The organism is Adlercreutzia sp. ZJ176 (genome assembly GCF_011038975.1).
GTDB lineage: Bacteria > Actinomycetota > Coriobacteriia > Coriobacteriales > Eggerthellaceae > CAAEEV01.
The window spans coordinates 12,153-29,722 of record NZ_JAAKEC010000018.1; the positions used below are offsets into that span (position 1 = coordinate 12,153).

18 protein-coding genes are annotated in these 17,570 nt (G+C 57.9%); 3 read left to right on the top strand and 15 right to left on the bottom strand.

Translation table 11 applies throughout. The annotated features are described in order from the left end of the window. The first annotated feature begins 465 nt into the window (after positions 1 to 465). Positions 466 to 2,103 carry a glutamine-hydrolyzing GMP synthase gene (guaA, locus tag G7Y50_RS09830; RefSeq protein WP_165054999.1) on the top strand — a complete coding sequence of 546 codons (1,638 nt, stop codon included), beginning with the start codon at positions 466 to 468 and terminating at the stop codon, positions 2,101 to 2,103. Between the two features lie 270 nt (positions 2,104 to 2,373). Here guaA and G7Y50_RS09835 read toward each other — a convergent pair whose 3' ends face one another. The 4 genes from G7Y50_RS09835 to G7Y50_RS09850 form a co-directional block, all read right to left on the bottom strand. Continuing rightward, positions 2,374 to 3,174 (bottom strand): hypothetical protein, encoded by an 801-nt coding sequence (locus G7Y50_RS09835; protein WP_206214829.1) that lies wholly within the window; start codon positions 3,172 to 3,174, stop codon positions 2,374 to 2,376. A gap of 131 nt (positions 3,175 to 3,305) precedes the next feature. Continuing rightward, positions 3,306 to 3,779 carry a hypothetical protein gene (locus tag G7Y50_RS09840; RefSeq protein ID WP_165055001.1) on the bottom strand — a complete coding sequence of 158 codons (474 nt, stop codon included), beginning with the start codon at positions 3,777 to 3,779 and terminating at the stop codon, positions 3,306 to 3,308. A 29-nt stretch (positions 3,780 to 3,808) separates the two neighbouring features. Next, complete coding sequence (locus G7Y50_RS09845) at positions 3,809 to 4,111, bottom strand: hypothetical protein (RefSeq protein ID WP_165055004.1); 303 nt, start codon at positions 4,109 to 4,111, stop codon at positions 3,809 to 3,811. A gap of 91 nt (positions 4,112 to 4,202) precedes the next feature. Then, positions 4,203 to 4,448, bottom strand: coding sequence for a helix-turn-helix domain-containing protein (locus G7Y50_RS09850; protein WP_165055006.1), 246 nt, complete (start codon positions 4,446 to 4,448; stop codon positions 4,203 to 4,205). A gap of 137 nt (positions 4,449 to 4,585) precedes the next feature. On the opposite strand from G7Y50_RS09850, the gene G7Y50_RS09855 reads away from it, so the two are divergent. Further along, entirely contained in the window at positions 4,586 to 5,026 is a 441-nt protein-coding gene (locus tag G7Y50_RS09855) for an Arc family DNA-binding protein (RefSeq protein ID WP_165055008.1), read from the top strand. A 35-nt stretch (positions 5,027 to 5,061) separates the two neighbouring features. Further along, positions 5,062 to 5,352: a hypothetical protein gene (locus G7Y50_RS09860; protein WP_165055010.1), complete on the top strand. Its 291-nt coding sequence runs from the start codon at positions 5,062 to 5,064 to the stop codon at positions 5,350 to 5,352. Between the two features lie 70 nt (positions 5,353 to 5,422). On the opposite strand, the gene G7Y50_RS09865 is transcribed toward G7Y50_RS09860, so the two are convergent. The 11 genes from G7Y50_RS09865 to G7Y50_RS09920 form a co-directional block, all read right to left on the bottom strand. Further along, entirely contained in the window at positions 5,423 to 5,671 is a 249-nt protein-coding gene (locus G7Y50_RS09865; protein WP_165055012.1) for a holin, read from the bottom strand. 68 nt (positions 5,672 to 5,739) lie between these two features. Beyond that, entirely contained in the window at positions 5,740 to 6,171 is a 432-nt protein-coding gene (locus tag G7Y50_RS09870; RefSeq protein WP_165055014.1) for a carbohydrate-binding protein, read from the bottom strand. A gap of 1 nt (position 6,172) precedes the next feature. After that, a complete protein-coding gene (locus G7Y50_RS09875) occupies positions 6,173 to 6,406 on the bottom strand; it encodes a hypothetical protein (RefSeq protein WP_165055016.1) in 234 nt (77 codons plus the stop codon). Then, a complete protein-coding gene (locus G7Y50_RS09880) occupies positions 6,406 to 7,542 on the bottom strand; it encodes a hypothetical protein (protein WP_165055019.1) in 1,137 nt (378 codons plus the stop codon). The genes G7Y50_RS09875 and G7Y50_RS09880 overlap by 1 nt, the downstream gene beginning before the upstream one ends. Before the next feature lie 375 nt (positions 7,543 to 7,917). After that, complete coding sequence (locus G7Y50_RS09890) at positions 7,918 to 8,232, bottom strand: hypothetical protein (protein ID WP_165055023.1); 315 nt, start codon at positions 8,230 to 8,232, stop codon at positions 7,918 to 7,920. A gap of 9 nt (positions 8,233 to 8,241) precedes the next feature. Then, positions 8,242 to 9,057 carry an N-acetylmuramoyl-L-alanine amidase family protein gene (locus G7Y50_RS09895; protein WP_165055025.1) on the bottom strand — a complete coding sequence of 272 codons (816 nt, stop codon included), beginning with the start codon at positions 9,055 to 9,057 and terminating at the stop codon, positions 8,242 to 8,244. 98 nt (positions 9,058 to 9,155) lie between these two features. Next, positions 9,156 to 9,452, bottom strand: a complete 297-nt coding sequence (locus G7Y50_RS09900; RefSeq protein ID WP_165043655.1) for a hypothetical protein — start codon at positions 9,450 to 9,452, stop codon at positions 9,156 to 9,158. Positions 9,453 to 9,481: 29 nt separating this feature from the next. Then, positions 9,482 to 10,930, bottom strand: coding sequence for a hypothetical protein (locus tag G7Y50_RS09905; protein ID WP_165055027.1), 1,449 nt, complete (start codon positions 10,928 to 10,930; stop codon positions 9,482 to 9,484). Then, positions 10,920 to 12,014, bottom strand: coding sequence for a hypothetical protein (locus G7Y50_RS09910; RefSeq protein WP_165055029.1), 1,095 nt, complete (start codon positions 12,012 to 12,014; stop codon positions 10,920 to 10,922). Before G7Y50_RS09910 ends, G7Y50_RS09905 begins: the two co-directional genes overlap by 11 nt. Positions 12,015 to 12,026: 12 nt before the next feature. After that, positions 12,027 to 14,324 carry an RICIN domain-containing protein gene (locus G7Y50_RS09915; RefSeq protein ID WP_165055031.1) on the bottom strand — a complete coding sequence of 766 codons (2,298 nt, stop codon included), beginning with the start codon at positions 14,322 to 14,324 and terminating at the stop codon, positions 12,027 to 12,029. Continuing rightward, positions 14,317 to 17,544: a phage tail tape measure protein gene (locus G7Y50_RS09920; RefSeq protein ID WP_165055033.1), complete on the bottom strand. Its 3,228-nt coding sequence runs from the start codon at positions 17,542 to 17,544 to the stop codon at positions 14,317 to 14,319. The genes G7Y50_RS09915 and G7Y50_RS09920 overlap by 8 nt, the downstream gene beginning before the upstream one ends. Between the last annotated feature and the right edge of the window lie 26 nt (positions 17,545 to 17,570).

Sequence of the window (17,570 nt, forward strand, 5' to 3'; positions counted from 1 at the left end):
GAGGTGGTGGCATGTGAGGCTTCGGCGGCCGTTGCGCTCGCGCTGGCGTGTGTGGCAGCGGCGGCTGATGCGCTCGATGCGGTTGTCATAGCTCGCCTCCGTTCAGATTTACAAGTAAACATATGAGCAACTGTTCATAAGTATAGGGACGAAAGCTTGCTTGTCAAGCACGCAGCATGATTATTTTCCGAAGGGAAGGGCGCCTTTTCGCGAAGGCATTCGCTGGCGCGTGCGGCGGAGGAATTCGCCGTCAGATGCTGGCCAGCGTTACGGAAGGATTCTCCGTCGGACGCTCGGGTGCGGCGAAGGTTCTTGCTGCCGGATGCAGCGGGGGACCCCGGCTTCGCACGCCGCAGGACCTTCAAATAGGGCAGGCGCTTCGGACTGAGCCGCCCCAGCGCGCGACTCTTCGGGTAAACTTGTCTGAGAGACGGAATCGCCGCCACGTGAGTCAAAGGAGCAACTGTGAGCACTGTGCCAACTGATCAGAAAGTAATCGTCGTCGACTTCGGCGCCCAGTACGGACAGCTCATCGCGCGCCGCGTGCGCGACCTGAACGTATACTCGGAGATCGTGCCGTGTGACGTCTCCGCCGACGAGGTGCGCGCCATCGCTCCGGCGGCCATCATCTTCTCTGGCGGCCCGGCGAGCGTGTATGCCGAGGACGCGCCGTCCATCGATCCGGAGATCCTCGAGCTGGGCATCCCGGTGCTCGGCTTCTGCTACGGGCAGCAGATCATGGCCGTCACGCTCGGCGGCAAGGTGGGGCACACCGAGAAGGGCGAGTACGGCCCGGCGCCGCTGACGCGCTGCGCGGACTCGGCGCTGTACGAGGGCACGCCCGAGGAGCAGACGGTGTGGATGAGCCATCGCGACGCCGTGACCGAGGTGCCCGAGGGCTTCGTCGTGACGGCGACCACCGATGTGTGCCCCGTGGCCTCCATGGAGTGCGCCGTGCGCAAGCTGTACGCCACGCAGTTCCACCCCGAGGTGCGCCACACCCCGCACGGCAACGAGCTGCTCGCGAACTTCCTGTTCGGCATCTGCGGGCTCGAGCGTAACTGGACCATGGACTCCATCATCGAGGACAGCGTGGCGGCCATCCGCGCGCAGGTGGGCGAGGACCGCGTGATTCTGGGCCTGTCGGGTGGCGTGGACTCCTCCGTGGTGGCCGCGCTGTGCGCACGCGCCATCGGCAAGCAGCTGACCTGCGTGTTCGTGAACCACGGGCTGCTGCGCAAGAACGAGCCCGAAGAGGTTGAGGAGGTGTTCTCGAAGCAGTTCGACGTCGACTTCGTGCACGTGCACGCCGAGGAGCGCTACGCTGGGCTGCTCGCGGGAGTCACCGAGCCCGAGCAGAAGCGCCGGATCATCGGCACGCAGTTCTGGAAGGAGTTCTTCGCCGTGGCGGAGGACCTCGCCGACGACGGCCGGCCGGTGAAGTTCCTGGCGCAGGGCACCATCTATCCCGACATCATCGAGAGCGGCGCACGCAAGACGGGCGGCAAGGCGTCCACCATCAAGAGCCACCACAACCTGATCCCGTTCCCCGAGGGCGTGCACTTCGACTTGATCGAGCCTTTGGACCACTTCTTCAAGGACGAGGTGCGCGCGCTCGGCACGGCGCTCGGGCTGCCGGACTACATCGTGCACCGCCAGCCGTTCCCCGGCCCGGGCCTGGCCATCCGCATCATCGGCGACGTGACGCCCGAGAAGCTCGAGATCCTCAAGGACGCCGACGCCATCGTGCGCGAGGAGCTCGACGCGTACAACGAGAGCCTGTTCGCGAAGACGGGCGAGCGCAACGGCGAGTGCGCGCGCGAGGCGGCGGGCGGCCCCGAGGTGGAGCGCGCCGTGTGGCAGTACTTCGCCGTGCTGCCCGACATCAAGAGCGTCGGCGTCATGGGCGATGAGCGCACCTACGCGCGTCCGGTCATCCTGCGCGCCGTGGAGAGCTCGGACGCCATGACCGCCGACTGGGCGAAGCTGCCCTACGAGGTGCTGGCCCGCGTGAGCGGCCGCATCGTGGCCGAGGTCCCCGGCGTGAACCGCGTGGTCTACGACATCACGTCAAAGCCCCCCGCCACGATCGAGTGGGAATAACCTGCTAGCAAAATGCACCCCGCCTGAACTGGCGTTTCCGCCCGCTGACCTGGGCAAACCTTACAATATATGATAGTCGCGCAGGTCAGGAGAGTGGTGTCATTGCCACCAGGTTGCCACCGCTTTTTGATAAAAATAATAATTTTGCACCGCGCAAGGCGGGCTGTATGTCAATAGGTTCTGCGCGCGGGTTTCGTGGAGAATGGGCTGATATAAAAAGAGCGCCGAAGGGGATTTCCTCCGGCGCTCTCGTGTGTTCTGTGGTTTTGTTTAGTAGCCGATGACTTCGCTTTCGACCTCTTGAATGACCTCCGCGGGAATCCTATCGACCGGGAGAGTATAGACGGTGCCGAGCCGCGGGTTGAAGAAGCCGAGTTTTTTGACTTGCTGATACTCGGGATGGATGGAGTGGAGCCCCAGCCTCCAGTAAATCAGCAGCTGAAGCGTGTGCTTGTTGGTCGGCGGCTTGACCGACACCTTGAAGTCCCAGATGGTGTCGGCGGTCATGAAGTCTCCGTCGCCTGTCGCTATGGTCGGGGTGTATCCGCCTTCGAATGTTATGCCATCCATGATGACCGGTCCGTATTGCTGGAAGAACTTGCGGGAGCGGGAGACCATCTCTTGGATGTTGTATATGGTCGCTTTGTTGGGCAGTATGTCCTCGACGGGTTTGTACCCCATCGGACCCACGCGGAATAGGACGTCATAGCCAACCGCCTGGCAGGCAGCGGTGATAGACGCTTCATCGTATCCGGTGATGTTTGCGAGTATGTTCTCGCATTTGTCGGTTTCGTCAATTTGCCCCGCGCCCGCATGGGATATTTTGAAGGCTTCTTTGACAGGCGAGCCCTCAAGGAATCGTGTCAGGTAGTCGACAGCCAGCCCGACGAGACCGGCATTGATGTTCTCTTCCGTGTGGTCGAGCAGCGGCTTCATATCGGGTAGCTCCACGCCGTCGAAGTCTTTGGGCTTGATATAGCCGCCTCGGGGCTGCTTGACTGCTGGGATTCCCATTCCCTTGATACCGTTGATTCTTTGAGTTACTGATACTCCATAAGCTGGTGCTGTCATAGTGCTTCCTATCGTCGAACTAACTGGTTAATTATCTCACGATGGGTGAGGCGCGTGTAGTCTAAATATAAAAGAACGGAGCGGCTTGCCTGCCCGCTCCGTCGTCGTGTGATGGTGTCCATCTGCCCGGATTATCCTTCAAGCCATTCTATCTGCTCGCGGGTGAGCTCGTAGATGCGATGACGTCTGTCGAGCTTCGACGGGGTGTCGCGTCGCTCCCGTGGGGGCTGTGGTTGATGGTGCCAGACGCAGACGCATGGGTCCTCCATTTCCCAGTTGGTCTCCTCGAGTAAGCGCCGGGAGTTTTTAGCTGCTCGGGCGACATCGCGTATGTAGGTATTGTCGCTGGTAAGGAGGTTCGTCGTGGGCGGCATCGGGGGAAGGTCGGCGAGAACGCCCTCCGTGATTTGGATGATTTTTCGTAGGTCCTTCTTGTACAGCTGTGCGATTTCGATGTCATAGCCTTCGAGGACGCCGATGCATACCATCAGCTCGTAGAGAAGGTTGTTATTGTGTAGGTCGGCGACCACTTTGCTGTTGTCTGTCGCAGCACTGGTCACGCCATAGCATTTGTTCGTCCTGAAATAGAGCATATCGAGTTCCATTTGACTTTCCTTTCGTGTCGCGAGGGTGGTTATGCTACGAGCGCCTCGAGCGCCGAGAGCTCGAGGAGGATGCGGTGAACGACCTCTGGGGTCGTCGGGCGGACATCCATGTCGAATCTGCTGATGAATACCGAGCCCGCATCGTGTCCAGTGAAGTGGAGCAGGGTCGCCGCGCTATCCGCCGTCGCTCGAACCTCGTCTCTGGTGAGGTGCTTGTCATAGAAGACCATGAGCTCCACCTCGTTGCGGCAGCAGATATAGGCGCTGATATTGTTAATTGGGATGAATTTAACAGCATAGGTCAAGCACTGGTCATAAGTCATCTTCGTCATTGACTTCCCTTTCGTGTGTAGTGTCCGAAGCAGCCCGGGCGGCTACCTCCTCTCGTGCCGCCCGGTTGGTGATGTTGTTGTCGTCGTAGTATTAGAGAGAGACGGTGCCAAGCACCATTTCGTTGAGATTGATGTTGATGCCGTATGCGGCATGGAACGCATTGACGAGGTGGAATAGCGTCTCCGCGCTCGGCGAGCACTTGCCGCTCTCCCAGATGCCGACCATCTGCTTGGTGCGTCCGGTCATCTTTGCGAACTCGTCGCGGCTGAGGTTGTAGTGCTTGCGAAGGATTGCGATGTTGGTCGCGGTATTGTCGAGGCTCTTGCACATTGTCATCACTCCTGTTCCTTGCTTACCTTGTGATTGTATTATATACGAATGTATTACATTAGGCAATAGGGAACGGGAATATATTTTGGAAATTCTTGCCGAATGTATTACTTCCGGTAGAATGGACTATGGAAGGAGGCGATATGACGAATAGCAGAGAAGAGAAGGTTCTCGACGCAGGCTCGGCGGAGCTGGTCAGCGTCGAGGAGAACAGACGGCACGGTCCTGCCGACGCCCGGGCGCGCGTTATGAATGACGCTAAACGGGGATACAGGAAGCGGGCTTCCACAGACGATAGCGTGATGGTGTCGTTTAGGATACCGCGGGAGCTGAAGGCTCGAGTGAAGGAGGAGGCGGACGCTAACGGACGTAGCCAGAGCGAGCAGATGATAAACAGCATTGAGGACGGACTGTCGCTTGGTAATGCTGTCGAGGCTGTGCGTGGGTGTTTGAGTAAGTTCCCGCCGCCGTTCGCCGCCGGGGGCTGGGAGCCGTCATCGAATGAGTGTATGTCCTTTATCTTGGAGGCGGTTGATAATGCTATCCGCCGCAGGGAGAGTCAGCTCGGGGAGGAGCGGGCATGAGCATTTGGTTGAGTGTGTCCTACGAGGATTGCGACTTGGAGAACGACGAGCCCGGCGAGGACTTCGACGAGGAGTACACCGTGGAGAGCGCGCGGGAGGCTGCTGACGCTGTCAATTCGTCATTGTATAACCTAACGCCGGAGGGGCATTCCGTCATTCTCTCCGGCTTGGTTATGCGTGTTGATGATGGACCGCTGCTCGAGCTGGACGAGCTTGCCAGCGCGTGCGACCACGAGGAGTATCTATACGATACCATCGACTACTTCCCGCCGGAGGACATGGAGGACTTTGTCGCCGCCGCCCGCCGACTGTCGCAGTCATCGTGAGTCTCCTGTCGTCTTAAGCACAAAAAGACCCCGCCGCTCGTTGATAGAGCAGCGGGGTCTTTTTGGTTGGTTAGTCTTCGAGCGGGTTGAAGTCGCGGTCGAGGAATTCCTCGGCTTCGCCCTCTGCTTTGACCTCCGGCAGTCCTGCGACGCTCGTGAGCACGGAGAGGATGCCGGCGAGAGCGGCGGTGCTTGCGACTACTATCCAGTCGACGTCCGTCAGCGCTGCCGAGACGCCGATGGTCGCGACCGCTGTCTGTGCCATCGTCTTGACCGCCCGGACGCCAGCCGCTTTTGCCCATGCTTTGATGTTATCCATTATTAACTCCTAACAATAAAGAAGCAGCCGTCAGCTGCTGTGAGTTTGTTCCCGTTTGCTTGGTGTGGTTATATGACGCGCTGCCAGCCCGCCGGATATGCCGCGGGAGACCATACATTGTTGTTGATTAAGCTCATGTACTTCACGCCGTTGAAGAGAACGATGTCGCCAGACATATATGCGTTCGTGCTGTCAGGCTGTTTCCACTCCGTCGGCTCGTCCTCTTCGACTACGAGCACGAGCGCAAAGAGGGACGGCGCGTCGGCGGGCGTCCAGTCCGTCTGCGAGGTGTGCTCTTGCAGGACTTTGTAGAACTCGCCATCATAGCGGACGCGGTCTCCTATTTTGTACTTGCTGCCGTCGGTCCATTCTGGGAAGGCTGTGGGCACGGTGAGTGCTGTCTCGTCGTCAAGCAGTTCGGCGTGCTCCTCGATGAATTGACGGAAGGTCCTTGCCATCGCGATTATCTCCTCGGGCGTCATGTCTTTGATGTTTGTCATGCTATTCACCCCCGAGCATTATCTCTGCCGCTTGGACGAACACCCTGTCATTGTCGATTGGGTCGGGCTCTGGGGCAACCTCGATGATGTGCGTGCTCTCCGTGTAGGTGCGCGGGTAGTCTATCGGGTCCCAAGCCTCCTGGTATTCGGCGCCGTTCTCGTCCTGGATAATGTAGTATCCAGCGTCCGAGTAGGTGCGGGTGAGCCCGTCGTGCTGTTCTATTTGTATAGCCATTATGCTGCCTCCTCGGTCGGGGGTTGCGGTGGGACCATTGCGTCGTTTATGCGTTGCCACAGCTCGTCTGTCATTTCGCTCTGGGGTTTTATGTGTTCGGCGTGCAGAACCCAGTTCGTTGCGTTTTTGTATTCTTCGAGCAGATGGTCCGGGACGAATATCTGTAAGCTGTCTGGTGTATAAGAGCCGGAAATGTAGACACCACCTTCGAGAGCGCATGCGCCGGTGCTGTTCTCGTTGCCGATGACTATGGTGAGTGATAAGCAGTTCGCATTATTTGTAAAGTTGGCGGCGAAGCTCTCGCACTTCGGTATGTATATGCAGCAGTCCTTTGTCGTCGTGGTGCCGGCATTATAATAGTAAACGAGCGGGCAGGATGCGTAATGTCTTGCCCTTACTTGCTTTACGAGTTCGGGATAGCAAGCGGTTTTGAAGTTATCGACTACCATCATCTGTCCGCCTGTTTGATACATCAATTTTGGAAAGCATGCAATTTCGAGTCCGAATTTATACCCGCCGGTAAAGGTGAAATAGCCCCGTTCGGTGCCTGTAGTTGCTGTAGCCGTACCGTCGCCAACGCGTTCGAGGTTTTCGAGATACAAGTTCTTGAGACCGGGGCAGTTATAGAGCAGTGGTCCGCCGCTAATTTTGGCAGACTCCAAGACGGTTATTGCCGGAAGTGATAGGTATTTTAGATTCAGGCAATCGCTCACTAATGTGTCGTTGTACCCGGTTTCGTTAAGGCTCGGCAGCGTTAGAGACTCTATCGGAGCGTGTGATAATAGAGCAGTATTACCGATACGTTTCAACTTCGGAAGATTGACATGCTTGACTGATTTAAATGTAGTTAGGGCGTCTGTATCGACTGTCTCCACGTTTGGTAGGTTGATGCTTATTATATTGCTACCAGATAAAGCAGGTGAAAGTGATGTCAATGCTCCGCAGTTTGTTTCATTCAGCTCGGTGAGTGTCCCTCGTGCATATTCTGCTAGATAGTTCTCGCCCCCGCCGGTCTCTATGCCGGCGATTTCCGTCGCCATGTCAGCGGGCGACATCTGTGCCGTGCCGCCGGTCTTCTCGCGGATAGCGTCGGCGATGTCCTGATAGTGTTGGCTGTCAGTGATTCCTATGGTCATTTAGAACACCCCCGCGTCGAGGTTGTTGAGCCGTGAATAGACAGCGTCGGCGATGGTGTTCGTGTCCTCCTGGGTAAGCACATAGGCAGGTCCCTGCGGACCGGTTTCTCCCCGTGGTCCCGGCTCTCCCTGGATACCTTGGATACCCTGGATACCCTGCTCGCCGCGCGGTCCCTGCTCGCCCGGGATACCCTGGGGTCCCTGGGGTCCGGGCTCTCCCTGCGGTCCCTGCTCGCCGCGCTCGCCCTGTGGTCCTTGTGGTCCGGGCGCGCCGTCAATTCCGTCTCGTCCGTCCTTACCGGGCAGTCCAGAGGCGCCGAGCTCGAGCAGCGGGTCCTTGCTAACTGTTAGTTCTATCTGCATATCTGCCGCCCCCTATAATATCTCTTGGTAGTTGAGTATTTCGTCGATGGATATGCTGCCGATGTTCGTGGCTATGACTTCCTCTCCCTTCGAGGCGCGGAGCTGAACCTTCGCCTGCGTGCCGGGTATCAGCGCGCGCGTGTCCTCCTGTGGGAGCGTACAGGTGATGAGACATCCGTTCTCCGTCGCCTGTGCCGTCAGCTGGTCGGCAGCATATACGAGCTTGATGTGCTTGTTCTGGACCGTGAGCTCGAGCTTGTAGGAGGTTATATCCTCATCAATAGATACATAGAGCGTCGGCGTGGTTGTCGGTCTTATGCTGTTCATGTCGTGCTCCTATCGGGTCTTCTTCTTCTCGAGGGCGTCGAGTCGCTTCAATATCTCATTGAGCGTGCCGACCATGCGAGCGGTGTCGAGGTTCGTCCAGGACTCATAGTCCTGTGCCCACATTTTTTGCCGAGAGCCGTCTTTCTTCTCGATTTGGTACTTCCAGACCGCATCGGCGGTCTTCTCGGGGGTGCGGTTCGCTCGACTCCATGCGCCGTCCTGGTGCGCCCAATAGAGATGTGCCCAGGCTGGTTCATTGTTGATGATGTGGTTCCATACCGCGTCGGATATGCGGTTGATGTCCTCCGGTGTCACGATGTCCTCCTTGCTCGTGATGGTCCTCCATAAGTTGAGCCATTTCTGCTCATTAGCGGGTCCGGCATACGGTGCCGGGCATAGCTTCCTTGATGCGTCGTAGTGCCGGACGACGCGGTGAGCCGGCACGCTGTAGTCCTCCATGAGTGCTACGACGAGAGCATGGAGGCTGTTGACCTGCGCCTGGGCGAAGTCCTCGCCGGCGCTTACGACTTCGATGCCGACTGAATAGGCGTTCGATATGCCGTAGCGCCCGCCGCCGTCTCCGCAGTGCCAGGAGTAGAAATTCCTGGGGTCGGCATTGAACTGCCATATGCTGCCGTCCTTGTCGATGAACCAGTCCGCCGACGCATTCCTGTTCGTCGAAGAGAAGTAATTGACATTGTTCTCTGCGGGTGCTGTCGTCCCGGTGTAATGGACGACTATATGGTTTATCTGCCTGCCGGGCTTGCTGCTGAGGTTGTACTTGGTCTGGGCTCGTGAGCGGTTAATGGGTGGATAGTTCGCCATTTCTGTGCTCCTATATAAAATTATTCAGGCAATGCGAAGCAACGCCCCCAGGGCTCGCTGCCTGCCGGGGGCGTCGTCTGTCTGGTGTGATGTTGTTGCTATTCGTGCGAGTGGTAGAGCCAGTCGATTCGCTGCTCGCAGGACATGATGCGCTCGTCGAGTTTGGCTATTGCGATACTGTGCTGGTCGTGGTTGTCATTCTTCTTCTCTTGCTTTTCCAGCTTCTTGTCTATCTCGTCGAGGCGATGCAGGATGAGTTCGTTGTTCTGGGTCATTGCGATTTGGTTGGTTTCTGCCTGGTTCTTCGCTTGCAGGTACATCGGTATGGCGCCTATCAGCGCGCCGAAGAGCGCGGATATGCCGCCGATGATTGCAACGATTACGTTCGCGTCCATATGCGCTCCTCGTGGTCGTTTGCTGTTGGTTATTCCGAGCTGATGTAAGTGAAGCCGCCCGTGATGACGCCGTTCGCGGCTATCGAGGTTTCGCGGGATACTATTTTCAGGTTGCCGTTCGTATCTACATTGGGAAAGCATGTTCCTGTGGTGTTGTCGATTTTCAGGATTCCGGTCTCGCCAGCCCTGATTGCTCTCGGGAGATTCGTGGCGACTGTGTTCAGTGCGGAGTAGGTTGCGAGCGCCTGTTTGAGTTTGAGCCATATAAAGACCTGAACGATATGTCCGCTCTTGACCCATCTTACTGTTCCAGATGAGAAGTATGCTGTCGATATGGTGCCATCGCCCTGCGTGATAGTGTCGAGCACCTGCCCGCGCGTGATATACAGGTCGTTGTCATATAGGTCTATACCTCCATCCGTAACGGAGAGCGTGTTCCTTCTGTCGGTGTTGCTTGTACCGCTTCCGACGGTGAAATATGCGCCGCCTATCGGCGTTGCGTTGTATTGCCCTACGACCATTCCCGTGCTTGCGTTTATGCCCGTGCCGTGAGCCCAGGCGCCTGAGCCGGTCGCCTTACTGTCGATGCCTGATGCATGTGAGAACGCGCCCGCTGCCGAGCAGTCCGCGCCGAATGCTTGTGCGTATGGTCCTTCCGCCTTGCAGCCCGCGCCGCCGACGAACGAGCCGCTGCCAGGACTTCCGTCTCCGTAGTCGACCTGCTCGCCAAAATGGAAGAACGGAATCCATTCGCCGCTCCTGGTGCCGTTGGCTGTCATTGCGTTGCCGATATGAGCTAGGAGCCCGTAAGCGCTGAACATGTCAATGCTGTCTTTATCAAGTATGACGCGCGGACCTGTCTTACGTCCGATTGTTGTGATATCCCCGAATAATGCGACGATGTTGCCATCCTCGTTGCCAACACCGTCATATACTGCGAACCCGCTCGGCGTCATAGCCGTACGAAGGATAGTACCGTCGCGAAGCATAATGCCGACCGAGTTCGCCAACAGGTTGGGTCCCTGGTCGGGCTCGCTCGGCGTGGTAGCAACATGCACGCCGTTATCATCAGTGAAGAAGTGCTGGTCGGTAGCCTTGGCTGCTGCCTGCGCTTCACCTGCGACCTTCTCCGCCTGCTCTGCCGCCTGTGCTGCTGCGTCGATGTCCGCCTGCGTCCTGTCCCCTCCGCCGATGACATCGGTGACCAGCGGAGTGGTGATGACCTTGTTGCCGCTCGTGGTGATGGTGACGGTGTCTCCTTCGATGACCTTGACGCTCGTCGGTACTTCGACTATGTTCCCGTTGTTGTCGTCGGTAATGACGGTGCCGTCGATTTTGACCTTGACCAAGCCGCCGGCGCTGTCGCTTACGGCGGTTCCGACGATGGTGTCAAGCGTCTTTGCCGACGACCTGCCTTCGAGCCTGCTGCCGCCGACGAGTGGGAGCACGTCGGCGATGGTGTTTTTTCTATTCGCCATAGTCGCCTCCGCTCGTCTCCTTTAATACCAGCTCCATGTCAAGGTAAGGTCCGTCGATAGTGATGGACCTTACCAGGCACTTTCTTATGCCGGTGTAGTCGTCCAGCTCGTCGTCAAGCTCGAGCTCGATGACGTCGCCCTCCCATAGTCCTGGGATGTACTTCGTGCTTATCGTCCATTCGTTGCGCTCGTTCGCCTGCTCCGTCAGCCGCTGCTTGGCTATCGCTTCCAGCCGCTCGGTAGTCCTTGGCGAGAGCTCGCTTACCGTCTCGTACTTTGCGACGACGAAGCCGCGTGCGGGAGCCGCCTGGTTGTTCGCGATGGCGAACATGTGGTGCTCGCTTGTCTTGCCGTCCTCGCTCGTCGTGTAGTCGTGGGCGACGATGTACTTCGATGGTATCTCCGCCCAGCGTGATTGTCTGCTGATGCCGTTCTTTATGACACCGCGCTCGTCGTTCTGTGCGAGCCGAAGCCTGGGGGACTTGCTGTCGGGTGATACATATTTATCAAGCCGGACGCGCCCGTGCCCGTCGACTTCGAGGCGGTTGCCGGATATGGAGCAGAGCTCGTATAGCCGAGCCAGCCTGGACGCTCCCGGCGGCAGCACCTGCGTGCTGCTGAATCGGTAGTCGTTCGCCTCCGTGAGCACGCTGTCCTGCTCGCTCTTGCCGCCCTCCTGCAGTGTCGTCCTTACCGCGTCGAGCAGGCGAGCACCGCTGCCTACGACCAGGTTGTCAGGACAGAAGTCGAGGGAGAGAGCATGGAGCTGTGATATGAGGTCGAGGGTTTGGATATATGCCCCGTTGATTCTCTGTCCACTGTCGTTATCGACGGCGAATGTGCCGAGCTCGTCCTCGTTGCCGTCCTCGTCCTCCACCGTGATGCGGATATAGCTGCCCCTGATGTAGTTGCCGTCGACCGTCGTGAGCGTCGCTGATACTCTCGTGTCCGTGTAGTAGTCGGCGTCGATGGAGAGAGATGACCAGTCGACCCCGGTCATCTCCTCGTAAATGTCATCGAGGTTCGTGGGCGGTATCATATAGGCGTGGAGCGTGTAGGTGATGGTCGTGTCTTTGTAGTCCATCGGCGCTCCCTCCTATATGGTCTCTTCTATCATTGAGATGTTTATCTCGTCGTATTGGCTATGTCTGCTGATGGACACGCCGGTGACCGCCACGTTGTGAATGCCGCCATATATGTCCCTGAATACCGCGTGCTTGCCGGTCAGTCCCTCGAAGTCTTCGACGGTCTCCGGGTCATCGTCGTCTTTGATGAGAATGCCGTATGCCATCAGGTCGTTCGAGTTGGTCCTGCTGAACGAGACCGAGCTGAACTTCCTGCTGTCGAGGTTGTCCGCCTGGTAGTTCGCCGAGCTCGTATATGAATAGGTCGGTCGCTCGTCGATGAACTTGCGGAGGTATATCGTGCTGTCGTCGGTCGTCCATGCGTAGGAGATATGCCGGAAGCGCGCCGTGGAGACATCCGTTCCCCATTGCGTGCCGTCAGCACTCCTCGCCTCCGTGTGGGCCTTGAAGTCGTCGCCGTTGGTCGGGTATAGGACTTCGAAGACGGTGTATGTCTTGCCGTTCTCCGTCCTCGTGTCGATGACCGAGCATTCGACCGTCGCATTGTTGTGGAGCACCCACAGCCGTTCCTCGCCGAGGTGAGGAACGTAGGCGAACAGGTGTGCCCCCTGCGCTTTGAATGTAGGCTCGACTGATACCGTGCCAGCGTCATATGTTGCCGTGATGGTGTCGTGGTATGTGCCGTCGCATGTCCGCTGCTGGTCGTATCCCGTGCGGTAGGTGATTTCGAGCGCCGCCCCGTCTGCTATGAATGACAGGCACTTGTCCCTGTTGATGACGCCAGAGAGCGTCGTGCCCTGCCCCGACAACTCGACGGGTTCCCGAAGGACTTCCGTCCCGTCGCATTTGATGCTGTCGATGGTGAGGTAGGTCATGCCGTAGGGATAGTCGGTCGAGAACTCCATCAGTATTCCGCCGGGCGTCCAGCCCGCCCGAGTGATATCCACGACGGGCTTGCGGTATATGTTGATGGTCTGGGTGAGGCTCTTCGAGTGTAGGAGGGACAGCTCTTCCGCTCCGACGCTCCGGAGCTCCAGCTCGATTTGCTGGTTCTTCGCCGCCTGCCATTGGTACTCGTCGAGGATATCCTCCGCGTATGCCAGCACGCGCTGTCCCGTTGCCTCTATCGCAGGTATCGTCCATGCGGTCCAAGCCGACCACGACCTCCATGCGGAGGTGAGTGGGTTCATCGTGCGGGTGCGATACCTGATTTCGTAGTGGTTAGCCCCGTTGTCGGAGCACCAAGCAGCCGAGCACCCCCATTTCAAATAGGCGTCGTCCGTCGTATATCCGTAGGACTTCTGCGCGCCGCCCCTGCCGTCGGCTATACCAAGGGAATGGGGGACGGGCATATGGGAGTCTTCTGCCGTTGTTGGGAGCAGGACGAAGCGCTGTGCCTGCGAGTTGTTCGCTTCGAATATCTGCAGGTTGGTTCCAATGGTCGTGCCCGCGGCGAGGACGTCCATCATGTAGGTGTTGCCGTTGCCGGAGACCATCGAGCCGAAGGATACTATCTTCCCTTCCGTGCTGCCGATAGTCTGCTTACCGTATTCGGGCACCCGCCAGTCTTGTGCTCGTGTGCTGTTAGCGTCCCATATTTGGACATTGGTTCCGTTCTGCGCCCGGGCGCTGTCGACATCGAGGTATCTGCCCGAGCTGATGTCTCTTATCGTGTAGATGTCCCCCGATTTCTTGCTGATGTGAAACTTCTGGGCGTTCGTGCCGTTAGCCGTCCATATGCGGACATTGGTTCCGTTGTATTGCCCCGCCGCCTCTACATCAACAGCCATGTCTGTTTTGAGGGAGGAGCGTATCTCGTAGAGCCCGCCGTCGTCGATTTGACCAATTGGGATAAAGTACCATTGGGAGTTAGTTCCCGTGCTCGAGGACATCCTTATGACCGAGCCGTTCGACGTGCCTGCCGCGTATAGGTAGTATGCGCCGGTCTTCAAGGTGAAGCAGTTGTAGGAGACGCCGCCGTGGGTTGCCGTCGTGCTCGTCGCGCCGACCTCCCATTTGATGTTGGTCTCGACGCCCGTCGCTCTTACATTGAGCTTGACCTCCGCCGTCGAGCTTGACGATATGGGACCGAAGCGGTTGCCGTAGAGGCGGGAGGTGATGATGAGCCTCCCGCCTGAATTGCGGACCTGGAATGCCTGCGCGTTGTTGCGAAGCATGTCATATAGTTGAACCTTCGCGTTCTCTTTCAGCAGCTGCGAGCCGCTGATGTCTATGCAGCGGGGAGAGCCAGCGATGTTGGTGGCGGCATTGAGAATGTAGTACTCGCCGTCCGGTATCAAGTTAGCCACGGTTCATCCCTGCCCTTCGATTTACCTCGACAGCAAAGTCAATTGCCGCCTGTCTCATCGCTTCGTTGTCGTTTGCTATTAGGTCGCCGTCGATGATTATTTGGAGCGTCCTGCTGTTGTCGGTGTTGCCCGCCGTCATCTGTTGGGCGACTGCCCGGGCGAACGGGCTTACATACTTCGCATTAGTCAGCGGTATGATTGCTTCCGCTCCTGCCTCGCCGACCCAGCCAGCCTTGGTGAGCGTTGGGTGGGCGATGATGCCACCATCAGCGTGCTTTGGAATGACTATGCCGCCGGCGGCGTTTTGAGGGACCATTATCGGTCCGAGGAATGGAGCACCAAGTCTTTGTGAGTAGAGGTCATATAGCTTCTGTATCTTTGTTTTTACATCGTCGGCGTTCGTCGTTATTTCGAGGTATTTTTGCTGGAACTGCTGTTTATCGACCTCTTGAAGCTTCTGTATCATTAGCCCGACATCGCCGTTGCATTCCTCATACATTTGCTGAAAGTTCTCTTCCGACATATCTTTCAGCACTTGCGTATTCACGCCGGCATTGATGAGCTTCTGGGCGAAGTCCTGTATAGATAGACCGCTGTTCTCGAATGCCGTTCTCGTGTCGCCCTCGAAGGTATTGAACTTCTCTGTGAGCAGCTGGGTTGCCCCTTGAAGTTGTTGCTGCTGGAGCGTGAGTTCGGCTACTTTGTCGGTGCCGTCTTTGACGGTAGTATTAGCGTTTCGAAGCCCCGCCTCCGCGTCCTTAACCGCTTGGTCGCATTTTGCGAGCTCCATCTGCGCGGTCATCAGCACGCCATAGTATCCTTCGCCGTAGAGCGCGGCGTCTTCCATGACTTGGTTCAGGTACTCCTGCGCCCGCTGCTGTGCCGACTGGGCATCGACGAGGTTCTCCTCCGCTGTTATGCGTTCTTTGATAGCGTCTTTGATTCGCTCCTGATATATTTCTATTTCTGCCTGTGCGAGGAAGGCATTAGTGTTCGCTATGACCTCGTCAGTGTTCTTTGAGAGCGCTCCCTTCTGCTTGTCGATTATCTCCAAGGAGTCGCCCGTGATATCGTTGTATCCGCTTACTGCCAGCGTAAGCTGTGCCTGCTGCTCGGCGGTGAGCGGTATCGCCGAGTTCCCGAGCTCCCTGATGGTGTCGAGGTATGTGCCGAGCATTTCTTTGTCGACCGTGAAGTCCTTGAAGGAGTTAATGAAGGTGTCGTTGGACTTTGCCTGGTTCTCCCGGAGCTCGTCTATCTTGCCTATGGTGTCGTTGATGTTTCCCTGATAGGTTTTTAGCCCGTCGCCGGCAGTGCCGAGAGCGTCCTGCGAGTTATCGAGCTCGCCCCGGACCTGTGCCTCCATATCCCGGAAGGACATGGCGGCTTTCTCCGTCTTCTCGAGCTTGTCCTTGTAGTCCATCCACTTGCTGATAGCAAACGCTGCGACCGCTGTCGCGGCTGCGACTCCTATGCCGATTAGCCCGCCTTTCAGTCCGCCGAACGCACTCGACATCGTTGTCGTGCCGTCCTTGACCTCGCCGAGTTTTTTCGCGAAGTCGCCGAACGCCGCCGTCGCGCTGCCTATGCCCTTAACCGCCGCGCCGCCCACCGTGCCGACTTTTCCGAGGATAGTCAGCAGCGGTCCCAGTGAGGCGACCATTGCGATGTTCTTCAGGACGGTCTGCTGCTCCTCTTTCGACATATTGGAGAAGGCTTCCGCGCCGTTCTCGACGATTTCAACGAGCGGTCCCGCCGCGTCCACCGCGTCGAGGAGAGCGTCCGCCAGAGGTTCGCCAACCTGGTCGGCGACGGCGGTCACCTTGTTCTTCAATATCTCAAATTTCGAGGCGAGAGACTGGTTCCTGTTATCGACCTCACTTTGAAGCGCCGAGTTCTTGTTCCAGCCGTCGTTAGCAGTCTTCAACGCGGCCGATACCAGGTCGGTGTTGCCCGCCAGTCTCTTTAAGATATCGCTCTGCCGGATGCCCTCGACGCCCATCGACTCCAGGGCGAGCGTCATGTTTTCGGCGCTGTCCACGCCGGAGAGAAGCTCCTGGAATGCCTGCGTGGAGTTGCTTCTCCATGAGGCTGCGAACTCCTCGGATGACTTGCCGGCTATCTTGGCGAACCTCTCCAGGTTCTCGCCGCCGGTCGCTACCGCCGCGTCAATAGTTGATATCGTCGTGGAGAACGCCGTGCCGCCTGCCTCCGCTTCGATGCCGAGGGAGGACATAGCGCCAGCCCAGCCGAGGATATCGGCTTGGCTCATCTTGGTTTGAGTGCCCGCTGCCGCTATGCGCTGCGACATCGAGGAGACCTTGGACTCGGTCGTCGCCATATTGTTTCCGATATTGACGATAGCAGAGCCGTAGCGTTCGATATCCCCGTGCGCCATTCTGGTGATGTTCGCGAACTGTGCCATCTCCGTGGACGCCATCTCGGCGTCCATATCGGTTGCTATGTCGAGACCGGAAGCAACCTGCCCGAACAGCTCGAGCTCGTCGATGGTGAAGCCCAGCTGCGCGCCAAGGGCGTCGATTTCCAACATCTGTGCGGCTGATACCGCGTTGGTCTTTGAAAAGTCGATAGCCGCCTGCTTCAGCTGCGAGTATTGCTCCTCGGTTCCATCGACCGTCTTCTTCACGCTCGTGAGCCCGCTGTCGATATCGGTCGCCGCTTTAACCGTCGCCGCGCCTGCCGCCACGATTGGCATGGTCACAGCAGCGGTGAGAGCGCCACCGATGTTTGACACGCCGCCGCTGATTCCCTGAATCTTCTCGCCAGCAGTCCGCGCCTTGTCGCCAGCCGCGTCGAGCTTCTCTCCCAGCGCATTGGCTCCGCTCGCTGCGAGATGCTCCTGCCTTGCCGTCTCGGCGAGCTCGGCTTTCAACTTGGAGAGTCCCGTCTCCGTCCGGGATATATCCGATATCAGCTGCGTCCACTGCTCGCTCGTGATGTCCTCTTTGGATACCTGCGACATCGTTTCTTTTAGGATTTCGAGCTTCTCTGTCGACGCCGCTATTTGCCGGGTCAGCAGCTCCTGCTTCTTCTTCAGCAGGTCCGCGTTGGTGGGGTCGTTTTTGAGTGCTCCGTTGATTTGCCGGAGCTCCTTGTAAGTCCCTTCCGCCGCCTTGCCAGCCTGCCGGAGAGCCGAGGTCAGTTTCGTGGTGTCCGCGCCGATTTGTATGGTGAGCCCCTTGTATACGGTTGCTGCCATGCGAGCTCCTTATGTGAATAATCCGC